Raw genomic sequence first — 15,052 nt, forward strand, 5'->3', positions numbered from 1 at the left:
CTGCGGCGCACCCCGGCACCTCTTCATTCTTTTTCCAGGAGACACCATGAGCCAGTCCAACCAGGCCTTCATCTGCGACGCCATCCGCACCCCCTTCGGCCGCTACGGCGGCGCCCTGTCCCCGGTGCGTGCCGATGACCTCGGCGCCGTGCCGATCAAGGCGCTGATGGAGCGCAACCCCGGCGTGGACTGGACGGCCGTGGCCGACGTGCTCTACGGCTGCGCCAACCAGGCCGGCGAAGACAACCGCAACGTGGCGCGCATGTCCGCCCTGCTGGCCGGCCTGCCCATCGATGTGCCGGGCGCCACCATCAACCGCCTGTGCGGTTCGGGCCTGGACGCCGTGGGCACGGCCGCGCGCGCCATCAAGGCGGGCGAGGCCCGCCTGATGATCGCGGGCGGCGTGGAAAGCATGAGCCGCGCCCCCTTCGTCATGCCCAAGGCCGAAAGCGCCTTCAGCCGCAGCAACGCCGTGTACGACACCACCATCGGCTGGCGCTTCGTCAACAAGCTGATGAAGCAGCAGTACGGCGTGGACTCCATGCCCGAGACGGCCGAGAACGTGGCCGACGACTTCAGGATCGAGCGCGAAGCCCAGGACCGCATGGCCCTGGCCAGCCAGCAAAAGGCGGCCGCCGCCATCGCGGCCGGCTACCTGGCCAAGGAAATCGTGTCCGTGTCCATTGCCCAGAAGAAGGGCGACGCCATCGTGGTGAGCCAGGACGAACATCCGCGCGCCACCACCATCGAGGCGCTGGCCAAGCTCAAGGGCGTGGTGCGCCCGGATGGCACGGTGACGGCCGGCAATGCCAGCGGCGTGAACGACGGCGCCTGCGCCCTGCTGCTGGCCAACGAGGAAGCCGCCAGGCAATACAACCTGGTGCCCCGCGCCCGCGTGGTCGGCATGGCCGTGGCCGGCGTGGCCCCGCGCATCATGGGCTTCGGCCCCGCGCCTGCCGTGCGCAAGGTGCTGGCCCTGACCGGCCTGACGCTGGAGCAGATGGACGTGATCGAGCTGAACGAAGCCTTCGCCGCGCAGGGCCTGGCCGTGCTGCGCGATCTGGGTATTGCCGACGATGACCGCCGCGTCAACCAATGGGGCGGCGCCATTGCGCTGGGCCATCCGCTGGGCGCCTCCGGTGCCCGCCTGGCTACCACGGCCGTGAACCAGCTGCACACGCTGGGCGGCCGCTACGCGCTGTGCACCATGTGCATCGGCGTGGGCCAGGGCATTGCCGTGATCCTGGAAAAGGTCTGAGACAGCGATGAGCACCGTGGACAACAAGACACCCGTCACCGTGGTCAGCGGCGCCAGCAACGGCATCGGCCGCGCCATCGCCGAGGCCCTGCTGGCCCAGGGCCGCACCGTGGTCAACCTCGACTACGTGCTGCCCGAATGGAGCCATCCGCTGCTGGTGAGCTACCAGGCCGACCTGACCAGCGAGCAGGCCACCGCCGAGGCGGCGGCCCGCATTGCCGCCGCGCACAACGTGGTGGCCCTGGTCAACAACGCGGGCGCCACGCGTCCCGGCACCATCGACAACGCCAGCACCCGGCATCTGGACGATGTGGTGGGACTGCACTTGCGCGCGCCCATGCTGCTGGTGCAGGCCTTCCTGCCCACGCTGCGTGCCTGCGGCGAGGGCCGTATCGTGAACATGTCCTCGCGCGCCGCGCTGGGCAAGCCCGACCGCATCGTCTACTCGGCGACCAAGGCCGGCCTGATCGGCCTGACGCGCACCCTGGCCATGGAGCTGGGCCGCGACCGCATCACGGTCAATGCCCTGGGCCCCGGCCCCATCGCCACCGAGCTGTTCACCAAGAGCAACCCCGAAGGCGCGCCGCAGACCCAGCGCATCCTCAACAGCATTGCCGTGGGCCGCATGGGCACACCGGAAGACGTGGCGCGCGCCGCGCTGTTCTTCCTGTCGCCCGACAACGGCTTCGTCACCGGCCAGGTGCTCTACATCTGTGGCGGCACCACGCTGGGCGTGGCGCCCGTCTGAACGAACGTCGGACCAACCGTTTGACCGAACGCCTTCCCAGGCACAACCCCCTTCAAGAAGAACCACTGGAAGCGCCCGCCTGCACAGGCGTGCGCCACACAGGGCATTGCCCTGGCCCAGCCCGGCGTTGCCGGGCCCGGCCATCCACCTTATTGCCGAATCAGGAGACCTCTCGATGTTTGATCAAACCACCCGTTTCACCCGCCGCCGTGGCCTGCAGGCGCTGGCCGCCGCATCCCTGACCGCGCTCGGCGCCCTGTCCGGCACCGCCGCCCTGGCCCAGGACGGCTTCCCCAGCAAGCCCATCACCATCCTCGTGCCCTTCGCCGCTGGCGGCACCACCGACATCCTGGCGCGCATCGTCGCCCAGGCGCTGCAGCAGGAGCTGGGCCAGACCGTGATCGTGGACAACAAGCCCGGCGCGGGCGGCAACATCGGCGCCGTGGCCGCCGCACGTGCGCCGGCCGACGGCTACACGCTGTTCATGGGCACCGTGGGCACGCATGCCATCAATGCCGCGCTCTACGCCAAGCCCGGCTTCGACCCCATCAAGGACTTCTCGCCCCTGACGCGCGTGGCCAACGTGCCCAACCTGCTGGTAGCCCACCCCAGCCAGCCGTTCAAGACCGTCAAGGAAATGATCGCCTATGCGCGTGCCAACCCCGGCAAGCTGAACTACGGCTCCTCGGGCAGCGGCAGCTCCATCCACCTGTCGGGCGAGCTGTTCCGCTCCATGACGGGCCTGGACATGGTGCACGTGCCCTACAAGGGCAGCGCCCCGGCCATCACCGACCTGCTGGGCAACCAGATCGCCATCATGTTCGACAACATGCCCTCGGCCATCCAGCATGTGCGCTCGGGCAAGCTGCGTCCCATCGCCGTGACCACGGCCAAGCGCTCGCCGGAACTGCCCGATGTGCCCACCGTGGCCGAAGCCGGTGTGCCAGGCTACGAGGCCACCTCCTGGTTCGGCCTGTGGACCCAGGCCAAGACGCCCGCCGCCGTGCAGCAGCGCCTGTACACGGCCATTGCCAAGGTGCTCAAGGACCCGGCCGTGGTCAAGAAGATCAACGACCAGGGCGGTGATGTCGTGATCGACACGCCGGCCGAATTCCTCGCCTACATCAAGGCCGAATCGACGAAGTGGAGCAAGGTCGTCAAGGATTCCGGGGCGCAAGTCTGACCCTCGTTTCCGTATAAAAGAGCTGCTGCGTGCAGCTCTTTTTCATTGGAGCACCGACCTGTTGCGAAGCACCGCCCACATCGCACGAACGAGCGCGGCCCAACTCAGGGACACCGAGGAAGGGCCTGAGCCGGCCGCGCCGCACCGCACCGCACCGAGGGTGTCGTCCCCCTTCAGGGGCGCCGTGCAACGGGGAAGGCGCGAAGCGACTCAGGGGGTAATCATTTCAATCCAGCAGATCGGAGTAGTCACCCTTGTCGTAGCCTTCGATGGCCTTCCAGGGCTGGGCCAGCGGTGCGGGCAGCTTGGTGGCGGTGACGACGATGCGCTCGGTGCCGTGGGAGTCGCTGCGCTCCACGCGGCGGGCGAACTGGTTGGCCACGTCCCAGTCGATGACGGTGGTCTGTTCATTGGCCGTGCCGCGGTAGCGCTGCACGCCGTTGTGCGGTTTGCCCACGCGCTCCATGCCCTGCAGCGCGGTGGGTGGCACGATCCAGTAGACGTTGTCGAAGGAGCCGCCGTAGCCCACGTTGCCGTGGTGGGCCAGGTCCACGCTGATGACGCGGCGCAGCTTGGCCAGGATGACTTCCACGCCCACCTTGCCGTCATCGGCGCGGCGGATGGACAGGGGTGCGGCGCGGGCTTCGTCATGGGCGTGGCCGGCGTGCGGGCCGTGGGCGTGGTCATGGCCGTGCTCCTGGCTCTGGCGCAGGGCGGCGGGCATTTCGCGCTCTATCCATAGCTGGGCCTTGCGGCGGTAGACGCGGTTGGTATAGACGCTGCTGCGCTGCACGCCGTCGCTGCCCACGCTCATGGCTTCGTAGGTGATGCGCAGGTCGGCCTCGGGCGTGGCCTGTACGGCGGCCGTGGTGCGCGCCACGGAATCCGCGGGGACTGCGGCCGTGGGTACGGGTGCCGCCGCCTTGGCTGGCTCGGCGGCCCATGCTGCGGAGACGGAACAGGCCAGCAGCGCGGCCGCGTAGATGTGGCGCGCCGCGCGCGGCGCCGGAAGGGAGAGCGTCATGGAATCCAGCCAATGCGAAAAAACCGGGGCCGGGCACACGCATGCGCCACGGCTCCGGCCAGGGGTTGGCAAGCAGCCAACGAAGGAGAAAACAATTACAGGCCAGCGGCTTCGCGGACCTTGGAGAACACCTTGGTGTTGTCCATCGTGCCCTTGAAGATCCTGGCTCCCGCGCCGCCGGCGAACAGCATCACGTCGCCACCGCCATGGGTCTCGGAGCCCGGCGTGCCCAGGTTCAGGCCCACCTCCTGCAGGTAGTTGTCGTCCGTGGTGTCCACGCCGCTGAGGTCCTGGCGCTCAGCGCCGCGCGTGGGCGCGATCCAGGGCTTGTTGCCATCTTCGGCATTGACCTGGCTGGAGGCCGTGGCGTTGGGACGTCCGCCATTGCCGAAGGCCAGCGTGGTGTAGGGTTTGCCGTCCTGGGCCTTGGCCATCTGGCCGCTCTGGTAGTCCTGCACCTTGCCCAGGATGGGGTTGCCGATCCTGGAGTAGCCGTTGAACACCATGTTGTGGTCGTGATCGGCGGTGACGACGATCAGCGTGTTCTTCAGGCCCGGATCCTTCTTTTCCATGTAGGCCATGGCGGTCTCGATGGCGCGGTCGAAGGCCAGCGTGTCTTCCAGCGCGCGCTTGGCATTGGTGCCGTGCAGTGCGTGGTCGATGCGGCCGCCTTCCACCATCAGGAAGAAGCCCTTGTCGTTGCGGCTGAGCACATCCAGCGCCTTGCCGGTCATGTCGGACAGGCTGGGCTCGTCCAGCCTTTGCTTGACGCGATCCAGCTCGTAGGCCATTTCGCTTTGCGTGAACAGGCCCAGCAGCTTGGGCGCCTTGGTCGCGTCCAGGGCCGCCAGCTCGCTGCCCTTGGCGACATAGGCGTAGCCCTTGGCCTTCATCATGTCCACGAGGTTGGCCGTGTCCGTGCGCTTGCTGCTGGGGTTGACCGACTTGGGCAGGTAGTTGCGCTGGCCGCCACCCATGAGCACGTCGATGCCGTCGCCCAGCCTGGCGTTGTAGTTGGCATGCCCGGGCACGGACTGCTCGGCAATGCTGTTGTAGCCATTGCGGTTGCAGATATGGGCATAGGTGGCCGCAGGCGTGGCATGGCCCACGCGCGTGGTGGAGATGGCGCCCACGGCGCGGCCCTTGGCCTTGGACAGTTCCAGCAGGGTCTGCGCGGGTTGGCCGTTGCCGGCCGGGCAGGTGGTGTCCTCGCCGTTGATGTACTGCTGGCCGTTGGCCGCGTAGGCCATGGTCTCGGCCGACATGGAGATGACTTCGTTGTTCATCTTCACGCCGGTCATGTAGGCGGCCATCGAGGGCGCGCTGTCCGTGGTCTGGCCATCGCGCGAGAAGGTCTTGATGCGGCTGGCGTAGGGCAGGGACTGCATGGTCAGCGTGGCGCGTTCGCTGCTGGCCAGGGAGCCGGCCTTTTCGGCCAGCTGCTTTTCACCCTTGTAGATGCGCGCGGCGGTCACGGTGACCGGGCCCATGCCGTCGCCAAGGAAGAAGATGACGTTCTTGGCCTCGCCAGCCGCATGGGCTGCAGGCGCCAGCAGCGCCAGCGCGCCGGCCGCCGCCAGGGCGAGGGAGGTCTTTTGGAGGATCGGATGCATGTGGAATTCCTTGAATACTTTGAATGCCTTGATTGCGGTACAAGACCCTGGTCGTACAGCGTGCTAGGACCGCATGAAACCGGCGTGGCCCAGGCGGCGGACGCCGAGCAAGGGCCGCCCCGCAGCGAGGGCGTCGTCCCCCTCCCGCGAAGCGAGAGAGGGGGAAGCGACGCAGTCGCTCAGGGGGTGTTTCATTGCAAGCCGATGCTCTTCTTGATCAGGTTGAACACGGCCGTGTTGTCGATCACGCCCGAGAACGTATCGGCACCCATGCCTTGAGCCCCCAGGAACACGTCGCCGCCGCCGTGGGTTTCGGAGGCCAGGGGCACCACGGCCTCCTGCAGGTAGTCGGGGCTCTCCAGCGAAGCCGCGTCGATGGGGCCGCGCGTGGCCAGGCGCTTGGGACCGTTGCCGAAGCCCAGGATGGTGTAGGGATTGCCATCCACATCGGTGGAGGCCTTGCCGTCCACGTAGTTCTTGACCAGGCCCAGCACGCCGGGCTTGCCGGCCTCGGTCTTGCCGGTGCGCGCGGCATAGCCGTTCAGGTGCAGCGTGTGGTCATGGTCGGCTGTGACGACGATCAGCGTGTTCTTCAGGCCCGGATCGAGCTTGGCCATCTTGTCCAGCGCGGTCTGGATGGCGTTGTCGAAGGCCACGGTATCCTGCAGCGCGCGGCGCGCGTTGGTGGCGTGCAGCGCATGGTCGATGCGGCCGCCTTCCACCATCAGGAAGAAGCCCTTCTTCTTGGCCGACAGCGCGTCGATGGCCTTGCCCGTCATCTCGGCCAGGCTCGGTTCCTTGGTCGCGTCGCGGTCCAGGTCATAGGCCATGTGGTCCTTGGTGAACAGGCCGGCGATCTTGCTGCCGTCCACGGGCAGCTTGTCGAACTCGCTCTTGTTGGCGGCGTAGCTGTACTTTTGCGTCTTGAACTCGGCGATCAGGTTGCGGCTGTCGTTGCGGCGGCCGCCGTCGGCCTTGGGCGTGAAGTAGTACGAGCCACCGCCCAGGATCACGTCCACGCCGTCGCCGAGCTTGCTGTTGTAGCCGGATCCGCCGGGCACCAGGGCCGCGGCGATGGTGTTCTCCGCATCGCGGTGGCAGACATGCGAATAGGTGGTTGCCGGCGTGGCATGCGTAATGCGCGCGGTGGAGACCACGCCCGTGCCGTAGCCGGCGGACTTCATCTGCTCGAGCAGCGTGGGAACGGCCTGGCCGTTGCCGCTGGGGCAGGTGCTGTCGTAGTTGGTGTGATAGGCCTTGCCGCTGGCATCCGTGGCCTTGGTGTCGGGCGTCATGGAGATGACTTCGTTGTTCATCTTCACGCCGGTCATGTAGGCGGCCATCGAGGGTGCGCTGTCCGTCACCTGGGCGTCGTTCGAGAAGGTGTGGACGAAGGCCGTCTCGGGCAGCTTGTCCATGGTCAGCTCACCGTCTTCGCCCACGCTGTAGATGCGCGCGGCGGTCATGGTGGTGATGCCCATGCCGTCACCCAGGAAGAACAGCACGTTCTTGGTCGGGGTGGCAGCGGACGATCCATCGCTGCCGCCACAGGCGCTCAACAGCAGCGACGCACCGGCCAGCGCGCTGCACAACATCTTCAGTTTCATGCGGATATCCCTCTGTAGGCAGGGGACCCCGCGGCAAGGCCGCGCCCTCCCCCTGTTGATTGATTTGTGCACTGTAGGAACAGCCCGTGACGAGCCAGTGACAGTCAGCCCAGGCCGGCAGGCGTATCGTTGCAGGCAAGGCGCTGAGGGCCGGATAGCATTGCGGCCAACCCAGCGACGGAACAAGGAACCCCATGAACCAGACAGCCCAAGACCCGAACGCCTCGCAGGCCCCGGAAGCGCCGCCCAGGCCGGTGCTCGACTACCCGTTCGAGGCGCCGCCGCAGCGCGGGCAGACGCTGGAGGTGGCGCCCGGCGTGCTCTGGCTGCGCATGCCCCTGCCCTATGCGCTGGACCACATCAATCTCTGGGCCATCGATGACGGCCAGGGCTGGGCCATCGTCGATACGGGTGCGCGCACCGACGAAGGCGTGGCCACCTGGCGCGCGCTGTTCTCCCAATCCACCGATGGCCGCTCGCTGACGCGCGTCTTCGTCACCCACATGCACCCCGACCATGTGGGCCTGGCCGGATGGCTGACGCGCAAGTTCCATGTGCCCCTGTACATGACGCGCCTGGAGTACCTCAACTGCCGCGTCGTGGTCTCGGACTGCAGCCGCGAGGCCCCGCCCGACGCCATCGCCTTCTACCGCCGCGCAGGCTGGAGCGACAGCGCACTGGAGTCCTACCGCGCCCGCTTCGGCAACTTCGGCAAGCACATCCATGCCCTGCCCGACAGCTACCGCCGCCTGCACGATGGAGAGGAACTGCGCATAGGAAAACACCTGTGGCGCGTGGTGGTCGGCAGCGGCCACTCGCCCGAGCACGCCAGCCTGTACTGCCCCGATCTCAAGCTGCTGATCTCGGGCGACCAGGTGCTGCCGCGCATCTCGTCCAACGTCTCGGTCCACCCCATGGAACCCGACGCCAACCCCATGGCCGACTGGATGGAGTCTCTGGAAAAGGTCAGGCGCGAAGTGCCCGACGATGTGCTCGTCCTGCCCGCGCACGGCGATTGCTTTCGCGGCCTGCATGCGCGCATCGATTCGCTGGTGGCAGGCCAGGAGCGTGCCAGCGACCGGCTGCTGGCCGCCCTGGCCGAGCCGCGTCGCGCCGTCGATGTCTTCGGCGCCCTCTTCTCACGCCCGATCAGCGAATCCAGCCCCGCCCTGCTGGGCATGGCCACGGGCGAAAGCCTGGCCTGCCTGAATCATTTGATGCATGCGGGGCAGGTGAAGCGCAGCATCGATGCCGATGGCATCGCCTGGTACCGCGCCGTGGCGGGGGCCTGAGACTGCAGCGGCAGCCGGCTCAGGCTGCCTGCAGCAGCGGATAGCGCTGTGCCATCGCATCCTGCAGGCCGAACTCCGCCAGGATGGCGCGCATGCGCTCGACCGCACTGCGCTTTTTCTGCCCCGTGTAGCGCGCAATGATCAGTTCGTTTTTCATGCTGTGCTCCCAGCCCACCAGCTCGGTCACGGTGACCTGGTAGCCGCAGGCCTCCAGGTACAGGCAGCGCAGCACGTTGGTGAGCTGGCTGCCCATTTCGCGGGTGTGTATGGGATGGCGCCACAGTTCGGCCAGCGGCGTGCGCGTCAGGCTCAGCGCCTTGGTCTGGCGCAGGCAGGCTGCGACCTCGGCCTGGCAGCAGGGCACCAGCACCATGGCCTTGGCCTTCTTCTCCAGGCCGAAGGCGATGGCGTCGTCGGTGGCGGTGTCGCAGGCGTGCAGGGCCGTGACCACGTCGAATTGCGCAGGCATGAAGTCGGCATGCGTGGACTCGGCCACCGACATGTTGAGGAAGCCCATGCGCTCGAAGCCCAGCTCGGCAGCCAGCTTCTGCGAAGCCTCCACCAGCGGCGCGCGCGTTTCTATGCCGTAGATATGGCCGCGCCCCAGCGGCTTGAAATACAGGTCGTAGAGGATGAATCCCAGGTAGGACTTGCCGGCGCCGTGGTCGGCCAGGGTGACCGCATGGCCGTCGGCCGACAGTTCTTCGAGGATGGGCGCGATGAACTGGTAGAGGTGGTAGACCTGCTTGAGCTTGCGGCGCGAATCCTGGTTGATCTTGCCTTCGCGCGTGAGGATGTGCAGTGCCTTGAGCAGTTCAATGGACTGGCCGGGCTTGAGGCCCAGCTGCGCGGTCACATCCTGCTCGGGCTTTGCGGCAGGCTTGCCCTGGCGCGCCTTCATTCGGCAGCGCCCGGCTTGGCTGCGTGCGCCATAGGGCAGCGCGCGCCCACACCCAGGTCCAGCCAGCCTTCGATGCCGATCTTCTCCAGCGTCTCCATGTTGCGCTCGTAGATGGATTCGGCTTCGGGGAACACCTCGACCGCCTTGTCTATGCTGTCCTCGCGCAGCAGGTGCAGCGTGGGATAGGGAGAGCGGTTGGTGCAGTTGGTGACGTCGTCGGCTTCGGTGCCCTCGAACTGGAACTGCGGGTGGAACGAGGCCACCTGCAGTATGCCGCCCAGGTCCAGCTCCTCGACCATGGCGTCGGCCACTTCGAGAAAGTCGTTGAAGTCCAGGAAGTCCTGCAATGCGTGCGGCAGGATCAGCAGCGTGGTGTCGCGCTTGTCCGGGGAGGCCTCGGCCAGGGCTTCCAGCTCGCGGTGCAGGTCTGCCGCCACGCCTTCGGCGTCGGTGGCCTGGCTGACCGTGTAGTGGATCTGGCCCTTGATGTGCACGCCCTTGGCGAAGGGGCACAGGTTCAGGCCGATCACGGCCTTTTCGAGCCAGTGCACCGTATCCTCGATCACGGTGACAGGCGGAAACTCGGCCGCGCGAATCTCGTGGTTGGTATCGGTCATGGCTGTGCCCTTCAAAAATGCGAACGGGGGCACTGCGCCCCCAGACATTGCGAAACCGTCCAGGAACCCTTCCCTGCCCTGTCACGCAGGGTCCGCATTCTAGCCGCGCCGCCCCGGCGACGCCGTTGCTCGGATTTCTCAGCCCAGCAGGCGCAGGCCTGTCAGCAGCTCATGCTCGCGGGCCGCGTAGCGGTCCGTCATCCCGGCGATGAAGTCGGCCACCACCCGCGCACGCGCCGATACGTCCTCGGCCAGCATGGCCCGCTGCACGAAGCGCGGCTTCATGCGGTCGGGCTCGACCATGTAGGCCGCAAACAGCTCGGCCACCACCTGCTGCGCGCCTTCCATGGTCTTCACCACCTGCTCATGGCGGTAGAGATTGCGGAACAGGAACTGCTTGAGCTGCTGCGACTGCTGCCTCATGGTATCGCTGAAGCCCACCAGAGGGCCAGGCTGGGCGCGCACCTCGTCCACCGAACAGGGCCGCGCCTGCGCAATGCGCTGCTGCGTGGCGGCGATCACGTCATAGACCTGATCGCTGAGCATGCGGCGGATGCTTTCGTACAGCAGGCGCCGCTCGGCCAGGGGCATGCCCAGTTGAGGATGCTCGGCCAGTGTTGCGTCGTGATAGCGCGCGAACAGGGGAACAGCCTCGCACAGCTGGGGCATGGTGATCAGGCCGGAGCGCACGCCATCGTCCACGTCATGGGCGTTGTAGGCAATGGCATCGGCCAGGTTGCACAGCTGGGCCTCCAGCGAAGGCTGCCGGCCCAGCAGAAAACGCTGCGCCACCCCGCCGGGCTCGCGCGCCTCCAGGTGCTCGGCATTGGTGCGCGAGCAATGCTTGAGAACGCCCTCGCGCGTCTCGAAGCTCAGGTTCAGGCCGTCAAAGGCTGGATAGCGCTCTTCCAGCCGGTCCACCACGCGCAGGCTTTGCAGGTTGTGCTCGAAGCCGCCATGCGGCTTCATGCAGGCATTGAGCGCGTCCTGGCCCGCATGGCCGAAGGGGGTGTGGCCCAGGTCGTGGGCCAGACAGATGGCCTCGACCAGATCCTCGTCCAGTTGCAGCGACCGGGCCACCGAGCGGCCCAGTTGGGCCACTTCCAGCGAGTGCGTCAGGCGGGTGCGGAACAGGTCGCCCTCATGGTTGACGAAGACCTGGGTCTTGTAGACCAGGCGCCGGAAGGCCGAGGAATGGACGATGCGGTCCCGGTCGCGCTGGAAGTCGCTGCGCGTGGGCGCAGGCGCCTCCGGGAAACGCCGCCCCCGGCTGAACGCCGGGTTGCAGGCATAGGGGGCCAGGGCCTGTTTCTGCATTCGATCGCCTCATCATGCTGACAAGGGCACTCTAGCAGTTCCGGCTTGCCCACAGCGCCGCGCGTCAGGCGCAGCAGGCGTCTATGACTTCGCGCACCAAGGCATCGGGCGCCGAGCGCATGACGGCCTTTCCCGGCCCGTCAATGAGAACGAAGCGGATCTCGCCCGCCTCGGACTTCTTGTCCACGCGCATCAGCTCCAGATAGCGGTCAGCGTTGTCACGCTCATCCAGCACGGCGCCGCGCACCGGCAGGCCCGCACGTTCGATCAGCACGCGCAGCCTTTGCACAAAGGCGGCATCCACCAGGCCAAGGCGCTGCGACAGCTCGGCCGCCATGACCATGCCGGCGCCCACGCCTTCGCCGTGCAGCCAGTTGCCGTAGCCCATGCCGGCTTCGATCGCATGCCCGAAGGTGTGGCCGAAATTGAGAATGGCGCGCAGCCCAGCCTCTTTCTCGTCCTGCCCCACGACCCAGGCCTTGATCTCCACGCTGCGCTTGATCGCGTGCGCCAGTGCAGTGCGGTCGCGGGCAAGCAAGGCGTCCATGTTCTCCTCCAGCCAGGCCAGGAAGTCCATGTCGGCGATGGGCCCGTACTTGATGACCTCGGCCAGGCCGGCGCTCAGCTCGCGCGCGGGCAGCGTGTCCAGCGAGGCCAGGTCGCAAACCACCAGCTGCGGCTGGTAGAAGGCGCCGATCATGTTCTTGCCCAGCGGATGGTTGATGGCAGTCTTGCCGCCCACCGACGAGTCCACCTGCGACAACAGCGTGGTGGGCACTTGCACGAAGGGCACGCCGCGCATGTAGCTGGCGGCAGCAAAGCCCGTCATGTCGCCAATGACGCCGCCGCCCAGCGCGAACAGCACGGTCTTGCGGTCGCAGCCACCGGACAGCAGGTCATCGAAGATCAGATTCAGCGTCTGCCAGTCCTTGTGGGCCTCGCCATCGGGCAGCACCACGGTCCGCACGCTGCGGTAGCGCTGCTCCAGCACGCGGCGCAGTGCGGGCTCATAGAGCGGTGCGACCACATCGTTGCTGACGATGACGGCCTGTGCCGCAGAAGGCAGCGCGGCATAGGTGGCTGCCTGGTCCAGCAGGCTGGTGCCGATGGCAATCGGATAGGAGCGCTCACCCAGGTCAATGGTCACGACCTGGGCAGCAGGCGAGGAGGAGGCGTGGGGCAAGATGATGTCGCTCCAGGGGAGAAAGAATGAAAAGGTTTCCGCGACACGGCAGCGCGCCCGGCAACTGCCGATCTTAAAGAAAAAGGCCCCGGCAAGTGCCGAGGCCTTTGGTGTTCCAGCAGGCAGCGTTCAGGCCAGTTCCGCCTGCATGCGTATGCGCTGGGCGGCCTGCGCCACAGACAGGCCGGATGTCTGGATCACGAAGTGCGCCGTCTCCAGATACAGGGGCTCGCGCTGCAACAGCAACTCGCGCAGGCGCAACGCCGGATCCTCCACCTGCAGCAAGGGCCGCGTCACATCGTTGCGCAGCCGTGCGGCGATATCCTCTGGCGTGCAATCCAGGTAGAAGACCTGGGTGCGCTCATGCAGATGGCGGCGGTTTTGCTCGCGCAGCACCACGCCGCCGCCCGTGGACAACAGCAGGCTGGATGTGGAGGCCGACAGCTCATCAATGACCTGCGACTCCATGTCGCGAAAAGCCTGCTCGCCCTCACGCTCGAAAAACTCCCGGATGCTGCAGCCCAGGCGCTGCTCGATCACATGGTCCGAATCCACAAAACGCATCGACCACAGGCGCGCCAGCTGGCGCCCTATGGTCGATTTGCCGGAGCCGGGCAGGCCGATCAGGGCCACCACCGGTGCACGGAGCGAGGCAGGACCTTGATCGGGATTCACCGACTTGTTCACTCGGGCAGGCAGACGGATGTCACTCCGTAAGGCGAGGTCAGGAAGGAGCCGTTCTTCTGGTCGCCCTCGACGAACGAGGTCACAAAGAGGCGCTCGGCACGACCTTCGGAACCAGCCGCATTGGAGCTCACCGTCAGCTTGTAGATCAGCCAGGTGGCTACGTTCTGCGGATATTCCGTCTGCACGATCACGCGGCCATTGGCTCCCGTTTTGCGGCCATTGAAATAGGAAACCACGATGTCTGCCTTGGGCGGCGTCAAGCGGCCATCGCCATTGGCGTCTTCACCGCTGTCCAGATTTCCATTGCGATTGATGTCCTCATTCAAGCAAAAACCGGATCCAGCGACGTGTGAATTCTTGACGTTGTCATAGCTACCAAATCCGTATCGCAGAATATCCACGCTTACTGAAACATCCGCATCCGCAACGGCCTCACCAGCAGCATTGGCAACGGCCACATCAAACTTCTTGATATAGGTGAGGTTATTGGCACCTTTTTCCAACTCATTGTTGTCGCCGATAGTGATGGAGACAGGTTCGCTGGCAACAGTCAGCGTACTGATACGCGAATTGGGGCATTTCCCATTGGACACAGCTGCGTCAGAACTGCCATAGCACATGCGGATGCTGACCCCATCTGTCGGGCTGATACGCGCGCCAGGAATATATTGCGCCAAGGCAACTCCGCTGGCATTGGATATCACGGATTGACTACCTGTCGAGATAGCTTCCCCAGAGCCCAGTCCAGGCGGAACGATCTCAAAGCGGACTCGCATATTTGGAATCGCGCGATTGTCCTTATCCAGGAACAGGGCTCGCAATTGCGCCATATTGGTGCGACCGCCATCCAGATTTGGCTTGACGGTATTCGGCACAATGGACAGGCTCGCCGCACTGACCACGCCCACCGCGTCAGGAACTTGGGCAGCGCCGCCTGCCACAGTGATCTGCTCGTTCGAGACCACTCCTGAAGCCTTGGCTTGCAGAGAGTAGATCTGGGCAGTGCCTGGTGCATTGAATGCTGCAAACTTCGCCACGCCAGATGTGTCCGTCTGGGCCGTCACCGCAGCACTGAGAACCGATCCGGAAAGCACAACAGGAATGCCAGAAATTCCTGCGCCATTCGCATCCGAGATTTTTGCCGTGACCTCCACTGGTTGTCCCGGCGAAGGAGCAGAGGGAACCACAGTCAAGGCGATCTGGCTGCCGGTGACAGCCACAACACCTGTCCCCGACTGATTACCAGCCTTCAGGTTGAAGCGGATATCCCGGTTGGAACGATCACCACCGATCTCTATCTTTCCAGTAACACGGCCAGAGGCATCCGTCACATTGGCGTTGGGTGTAAAAACACCCGAATCCAGCACAACGGAGACAGGCGCATTGGCTACAGGATTCCTGCTCGCGGACAATGCTGTGACCGTCAAGGTAGCGGAGTCGCTTCCCGAATTGGCGACAACAGTCTTGTCGAGAAGGAACTCGACACTGGCTACATCCGGTGTCGTACCGCCCCCCGTACCTCCTCCAGGTGTCCCCGGGTTCCCTCCTCCCCCCCCGCACCCAACCAGAGCAAAGGCCGTCAAAGTAGCCAACCATATTTTCTTCATCAAATATCTCCCTAA

The 15,052-nt window shown here is 65.8% G+C and carries 13 protein-coding genes; 4 read left to right on the plus strand and 9 right to left on the minus strand.

Features of this window, described 5'->3' with window-relative positions:
* The first annotated feature begins 46 nt into the window (after positions 1-46).
* The 3 genes from pcaF (at position 47) to ACF8NF_RS03880 (ending at position 3,189) form a co-directional block, all read left to right on the plus strand.
* Positions 47-1,258, plus strand: a complete 1,212-nt coding sequence (gene pcaF / locus ACF8NF_RS03870) for a 3-oxoadipyl-CoA thiolase (RefSeq protein ID WP_126310915.1) — start codon at positions 47-49, stop codon at positions 1,256-1,258.
* A 7-nt stretch (positions 1,259-1,265) separates the two neighbouring features.
* Positions 1,266-2,006: an SDR family NAD(P)-dependent oxidoreductase gene (locus tag ACF8NF_RS03875; protein ID WP_126310916.1), complete on the plus strand. Its 741-nt coding sequence runs from the start codon at positions 1,266-1,268 to the stop codon at positions 2,004-2,006.
* Between the two features lie 175 nt (positions 2,007-2,181).
* On the plus strand, positions 2,182-3,189 hold the full coding sequence (locus ACF8NF_RS03880; protein ID WP_017407531.1) for a tripartite tricarboxylate transporter substrate binding protein: 1,008 nt from the start codon (positions 2,182-2,184) through the stop codon (positions 3,187-3,189).
* A 226-nt stretch (positions 3,190-3,415) separates the two neighbouring features.
* Here the strand turns inward: ACF8NF_RS03880 and ACF8NF_RS03885 are convergent, their stop codons facing one another.
* From ACF8NF_RS03885 to ACF8NF_RS03895, 3 genes are all read right to left on the minus strand, one after another.
* Positions 3,416-4,213, minus strand: coding sequence for a hypothetical protein (locus ACF8NF_RS03885; protein WP_392450063.1), 798 nt, complete (start codon positions 4,211-4,213; stop codon positions 3,416-3,418).
* 95 nt (positions 4,214-4,308) lie between these two features.
* Positions 4,309-5,826, minus strand: coding sequence for an alkaline phosphatase (locus ACF8NF_RS03890; RefSeq protein WP_016445550.1), 1,518 nt, complete (start codon positions 5,824-5,826; stop codon positions 4,309-4,311).
* Between the two features lie 191 nt (positions 5,827-6,017).
* Entirely contained in the window at positions 6,018-7,433 is a 1,416-nt protein-coding gene (locus ACF8NF_RS03895; RefSeq protein ID WP_034364801.1) for an alkaline phosphatase, read from the minus strand.
* Positions 7,434-7,627: 194 nt separating this feature from the next.
* Here ACF8NF_RS03895 and ACF8NF_RS03900 point away from each other — a divergent pair, with 194 nt between their 5' ends.
* Positions 7,628-8,725 (plus strand): MBL fold metallo-hydrolase, encoded by a 1,098-nt coding sequence (locus tag ACF8NF_RS03900; RefSeq protein ID WP_047326518.1) that lies wholly within the window; start codon positions 7,628-7,630, stop codon positions 8,723-8,725.
* 19 nt (positions 8,726-8,744) lie between these two features.
* Here the strand turns inward: ACF8NF_RS03900 and ACF8NF_RS03905 are convergent, their stop codons facing one another.
* The 6 genes from ACF8NF_RS03905 to ACF8NF_RS03930 all read right to left on the minus strand — a co-directional run bounded on the left by ACF8NF_RS03905 (position 8,745) and on the right by ACF8NF_RS03930 (position 15,037).
* Positions 8,745-9,626, minus strand: coding sequence for an SAM-dependent methyltransferase (locus ACF8NF_RS03905; protein ID WP_017406651.1), 882 nt, complete (start codon positions 9,624-9,626; stop codon positions 8,745-8,747).
* Positions 9,623-10,243, minus strand: coding sequence for a DUF1415 domain-containing protein (locus ACF8NF_RS03910; RefSeq protein ID WP_016445546.1), 621 nt, complete (start codon positions 10,241-10,243; stop codon positions 9,623-9,625). Before ACF8NF_RS03910 ends, ACF8NF_RS03905 begins: the two co-directional genes overlap by 4 nt.
* 138 nt (positions 10,244-10,381) lie before the next feature.
* The gene (locus ACF8NF_RS03915; protein ID WP_252651416.1) at positions 10,382-11,560 is read right to left on the minus strand and encodes a deoxyguanosinetriphosphate triphosphohydrolase; all 1,179 of its coding nucleotides are present in this window, start codon (positions 11,558-11,560) and stop codon (positions 10,382-10,384) included.
* Between the two features lie 64 nt (positions 11,561-11,624).
* Positions 11,625-12,743: a 3-dehydroquinate synthase gene (aroB, locus tag ACF8NF_RS03920; RefSeq protein WP_074921486.1), complete on the minus strand. Its 1,119-nt coding sequence runs from the start codon at positions 12,741-12,743 to the stop codon at positions 11,625-11,627.
* A gap of 129 nt (positions 12,744-12,872) precedes the next feature.
* On the minus strand, positions 12,873-13,418 hold the full coding sequence (locus ACF8NF_RS03925; protein ID WP_174538850.1) for a shikimate kinase: 546 nt from the start codon (positions 13,416-13,418) through the stop codon (positions 12,873-12,875).
* A gap of 8 nt (positions 13,419-13,426) precedes the next feature.
* A complete protein-coding gene (locus ACF8NF_RS03930) occupies positions 13,427-15,037 on the minus strand; it encodes an Ig-like domain-containing protein (RefSeq protein WP_252651414.1) in 1,611 nt (536 codons plus the stop codon).
* Positions 15,038-15,052: the final 15 nt, after the last annotated feature.

The organism is Delftia sp. WSY_22 (genome assembly GCF_043104185.1).
GTDB classification, from domain to species: Bacteria; Pseudomonadota; Gammaproteobacteria; order Burkholderiales; family Burkholderiaceae_C; genus Comamonas; species Comamonas tsuruhatensis.